This is a genomic window from Vibrio sp. V33_P6A3T137 (assembly GCF_009904835.1).
Classification (GTDB): domain Bacteria; phylum Pseudomonadota; class Gammaproteobacteria; order Enterobacterales; family Vibrionaceae; genus Vibrio; species Vibrio metschnikovii.
Window position 1 is genome coordinate 1 of sequence record NZ_WXWK01000159.1, and the last position, 5,081, is coordinate 5,081.

Annotated in this window: 3 protein-coding genes; 1 reads left to right on the forward strand and 2 read right to left on the reverse strand. The window is 43.0% G+C overall.

What is annotated here, in order from left to right:
- Window positions 1-103: 103 nt before the first annotated feature.
- Window positions 104-2,158 (forward strand): BCCT family transporter, encoded by a 2,055-nt coding sequence (locus tag CAG60_RS15030; RefSeq protein ID WP_161439311.1) that lies wholly within the window; start codon window positions 104-106, stop codon window positions 2,156-2,158.
- A gap of 120 nt (window positions 2,159-2,278) precedes the next feature.
- On the opposite strand, the gene CAG60_RS15035 is transcribed toward CAG60_RS15030, so the two are convergent.
- Window positions 2,279-4,036 (reverse strand): lysophospholipid acyltransferase family protein, encoded by a 1,758-nt coding sequence (locus CAG60_RS15035; protein ID WP_161439312.1) that lies wholly within the window; start codon window positions 4,034-4,036, stop codon window positions 2,279-2,281.
- 90 nt (window positions 4,037-4,126) lie between these two features.
- Window positions 4,127-4,765 carry a leucine efflux protein LeuE gene (gene leuE / locus CAG60_RS15040; RefSeq protein WP_154169179.1) on the reverse strand — a complete coding sequence of 213 codons (639 nt, stop codon included), beginning with the start codon at window positions 4,763-4,765 and terminating at the stop codon, window positions 4,127-4,129.
- Window positions 4,766-5,081: the final 316 nt, after the last annotated feature.

Sequence of the window (5,081 nt, forward strand, 5' to 3'; positions counted from 1 at the left end):
CGATGATTTTTATTGATTTGATAGTGTCATTCGCAGTGAGAGTCAAAATGTTATATGATGAGGAGGTTTTTTTTCAATAAGAACTAATAAAGCAGGAGGCTTTATGATTGATAAGTTAGAGAAATCTAACTCGACTGTGCTTATTCCGGTTTTTATTCCGGCGGTAATTGTCATAGCACTAATGGTAGTAGGAACCATATCAAATCCTAGTCTAGCTGGTGAGGTTTTTTCGACGACGTTAGCTTATATAACCGAAACCTTTGGTTGGTTCTATATGTTAGCGGTCGCCTTATTTTTGATTTTTATTGTCTCATTAGCTTTTACGCGCTGGGGAAATATAAAACTTGGCCCCGATCATGCTGAGCCTGAATATAGCTTTCCAGCTTGGTTTGCGATGCTCTTTTCCGCAGGATACGGTATTGCTTTACTTTTCTTCGGTGTCGCAGAACCGGTATTGCATTATGCCTCGCCACCAACAGGCAGCGGAGAAACTATTGAAGCGGCTAAACAAGCTATGCAAATTGCCTATTTCCACTGGGGATTTCATATCTGGGCCATTTATGGTTTGGTTGGTTTGTGTTTAGCTTATTTTGCTTTTCGGCATGGTTTGCCGTTATCAATGCGCTCAACATTATATCCTTTGATTGGTGAGCGAATTCATGGCCCCATTGGTCATATTGTCGATATATTCGCGATTCTCGGCACCTTATTTGGTATTGCTACGACATTAGGTTTATCGGTTGCTCAAATTAACGCAGGGGTTAACTATTTATGGCCAAGCGTCGAAGTGGGTGTGCCTTTCCAAATTAGTGCGATTGCGGTGATTACTTGCTTAGCTTTATTTTCAGTGCTTGCAGGTATGGATAAAGGTGTTAAGCGTTTATCGATTATTAATATGCTGTTAGCGATCAGTTTGATGCTCTTCGTATTTATCGTTGGACCCACAATATTTATCTTAGAAACCTTTTTAGAAAATACGGGAAGTTATTTAAGTAATATTGTTGAACGAACATTTAGTCTGCAAGCTTATGAATCAAGCGACTGGATTGGTAACTGGACGCTGTTTATTTTTGGCTGGACGATAGCTTGGGCACCCTTTGTTGGGCTATTTATTGCCAAAATAAGTCGTGGCCGCACGATTCGACAATTTGTGGTCGGGGTCATGTTGGTACCGTCGATCTTTACCTTCCTTTGGTTCTCTATTTTTGGCGACACCGCACTGCATCTGATTATGGTTGAAGGTTATACCTCACTGATTACCGATGTGCAGGCCGATCATGCTGTCGCGCTCTTTCAGTTGTTTGAGCTTCTGCCTCTCTCTTCCGTGGTTTCCTTTATTACGGTATTGCTGATCATCACCTTCTTTGTCACTTCATCAGATTCAGGCTCATTAGTGATTGATTCATTAGCATCGGGCGGTGCAATGCATACTCCAGTCTGGCAGCGTACATTCTGGGTGGTGACTCAAGGACTTGTTGCTTCGGTGTTACTGCTTGCAGGGGGACTCAGTGCCTTACAAACCGCCTCGATCGTTAGTGCCTTACCGTTTGCCATTATCATGTTAATTGGTGGTATTGGCATGTGGCGAGCGTTAGTGATTGAAGGGCATCATGAGACCAGTTTACAGCACGATATGAAGTTACCTGTGCATCTGCAAGGCAAAACCAATTGGAAAAAGCGACTGTCGCACCTTATTGATTTCCCGGCTAAAACTAGTGTGGAGAAATTCATCGAGCAGACCGGACTGGCTGCTATGAACACCGTTAAGCAGGAGCTTGAACATAAAGGTTGGCAAGCAAAAGTGACCTTTGATGATCTCAATACTCGCTGCATTATTGATGTTGAGAAAGCGGACGAAGTGGAGTTTATTTATGAGATTCGCCTGCGTGCTTATGAGATGCCCGAGTTTGCTTCCGAGCAAGAGAAACAAATCGATGATGATTACTATTATCGAGCGGAAGTGTTTCTTCGTCGGGGAGGTCAAGCTTACGATGTCTATGGTTATGAAGAGCGCGATATCATCAATGATATTTTGGATCAATTTGAGAAGTATCTGCACTTTTTACATATTTCACCGGGGAGTTTGCCTTGGCGAATGGAAGAGCATGATGATGATTTACAAAGCGAAGATCCCACTACGGCAACGTCATCGGTTTAATATTGGCTTCGTGAGCTGAGAATGTAAGGACAACGTAGCCTGCAACGCCAAGTTGTTTGGGTGGGTATAGCAAAGTAATCAAAAAATCAGGCACGCTGCTTTGATGGGCGTGCCTGATTTTTACTCTGAATGATGCCGCGTTAAATAGCGATGAGCGGCTTCAACCCCCATATAACGGGCGAGCGTTCGTACCGGGACTTGACGTAAATCGACCATAATTAACCCATCTAATGAGTCGTTAAAATCAGGATCGACGTTAAAGCAAACCAAACGGCCATTCAAGCCTAAATATTGGCGTAATAAAACAGGGATGCTTTTGCCATCATCAATACGCGCGATCACTCGTGATAAAAGCTGTAGGTCTGCTAGGGCTGACAGTAAGCTGGCATTCCATAGCTGATAGGTACTCGATAGTGGGTGACTGGCACTGACTAAATTGGCCTGTTCTTGATCGTAATAGTGCAGTGTCATGGTATCGGCGAGTAATTGACGTGCAAGTTCACTGTAATCACTGCTGATGCTGACTGGGCCAAAAAGGTGTGTGTATTCAGGGTGGCGATCAATATAGGTCGCAATGCCTTTCCAGAGCAGCAGTAATGGCGCGACGCTTTTTTGATAAGCACTATCGACCACCGAACGCCCCATCTCAATAGATTTACCCATATTATCGATAAAACGCTGATCGTAATGAAACAAAGTGCGTGTGTATAAGCCATGCATACCGTGTCGCTCGACTAATTTATCGACCAATCCGAGACGATAAGCGCCAACTAACGCATGTTCTGTCCGATCCCAAATAAAAAGATGCAGGTAATCGCGATCAAAGTGATCAATATCTAAGGCAAGTCCAGTTCCTTCACCGACGTGGCGAAAATTCAACTCTCTGACTCGACCAATTTCATGCAAGATTGCCGGAATTTGCTCGGCACTGGCACAATATACGCTAAAGTGTTGATGATCCAATAAATGACATTCTTGAGGTAGGGCAGCAATATCTTGTTGTAACATCTCGTCGCTCAGCCTTTCAACGACAGGTGGCAGGCTTCTATCTTGCTGCGTTTTATCGCGAGTTATCCAGCGCTGATTTTGTAATAAATAGGTGTTTAAGCGTAAATAATTAACCAGTTGTTGGTCATCTAAGGTGGCGATTTCTGAGCAAGCAATGGTTTCTCCTATCGCTATTTCGATACAACTTTGCTGTTTGTTGAGTAGCTCTCTACCCAGTAAGAGTGTGCGAAGTAATGGATGTATCTTTCCAGCCATATAGAATCGTTTTGAGTTTTGGCCATCAATATAGATTGGTAAGACGGTCGCTTGATGTTTTTTCACTAAACGGCTGACTGATTGGCTCCACTCTTTATCCTCGACTCGCTGCGGTTTATTGTCTACCCACTGTGAGACTTCCCCAGCAGGAAACATCAATAAAACACCCCCATTGGCAAGATGTTGATGAGCTTGACGTAAGGCTGATAGATTGGCATGACTGGCATTCTCGCGGGCAAATACATCGATACCAATAAACAGCTCATCGATCTCTGGCACCGTTTTTAAATAGTGATTGGCGAGAATTTTGACGTCATTACGAACCGATAGCAGCAGTTCAGCAAGGATAATGCCTTCAACACATCCGAGAGGATGATTAGCGACGACAATGGTTGTGCCAGTTGTTGGTATTTGTGATACGCAGCCCTTAGTGACGCGATAATCAATTCCTAATATCTCTAAGGTAAAACGTAAAAATTCCGCGCTGGAGCACTGTGCGGGACGCTGATGATAAAATTTATCGAGTTGACTTAATCCTGTTGCCCATTCTGCAAAGTGTTCAGCCAGTCCAAAAGGGGTTTTACGGGGTAATTTAAAAGGGCTTGTAGATAGCATAACGTCCTCACAAACTGTGATCTTGACGTTATGCTAAGTGGGGTTTGTGTCAGCGAGGCGGCATTGTGATGAAGTTTTTATGGCGAAAGATTAAGCGGTTAAAGCCAGTCTTAGCGCAAACATCACAAACAGTGAGCCAATAAAAGTATTGGATAGCGTCGCTAGTTTTTTATGTTGTTTGACTTTATTCGTGATCCCAAAACCAGCAAAAATCAGTAGCGAGAGATACAGCATGCTACACAGCTGCAAAATTGCGCCCAAAACTAAAAACGATAAACCGGTACTTTGCGCATTAAAATCAATGAATTGAATAAAAAATGAGACATAAAAAATAATCATTTTAGGGTTGAGGATACTCAGCCCTAACGCTTTAAAATAGATCCCTTTACTGCCTTGAACTGATTTCACCTCAGGCTGAGACTCTTTAACTCGTAAGCTCTGAGTAATGGTTTTTATACCGAGATAAAGTAGGTAAGCCGCACCCAAATATTGAATGGCATGAAACAAGGCCGGTGAGTTTTTGACCACGGTAGCCACGCCCAAAAAGGCTAAAAAAATCAGCAGTGCATCACCAGTAAAGACGCCCATTGCCGCTTTATATCCGCCACGCACACCATACTTTGCGCTAGCCGTTAGCACGAAGATAGAATTTGGCCCTGGAACAATAACAATTAAAAAAACGCCGACCAAATAGGCCCAAAGGTTAACGATGCCAATGCTTTCCAACATATGATTCTTACCCAATAATATCAATCAAAGTACGCGGCTATACCCAAACGACTTAAAGTTGTAGCGGTGTTGGCTGCGCGTTCGTTCATCCCAAGCACATCGTGTATCGATGTTCATGGCGTTTTATGCACTTGCCGTTCCCTCTTCACTCTAAGAGGCTTTGGTATATAACCAATTAATAAAAATAGATTTTATTTTTCAAAAGGCCCTGAAGGAGTGGCTAGGTGCCCTTGGATATGGCTCATTTCTAGGTCATTTTCGTGTATCATAACGCGCTTTTAAAAATTTGGAATATGTGACTGTTTGATTTGTTATT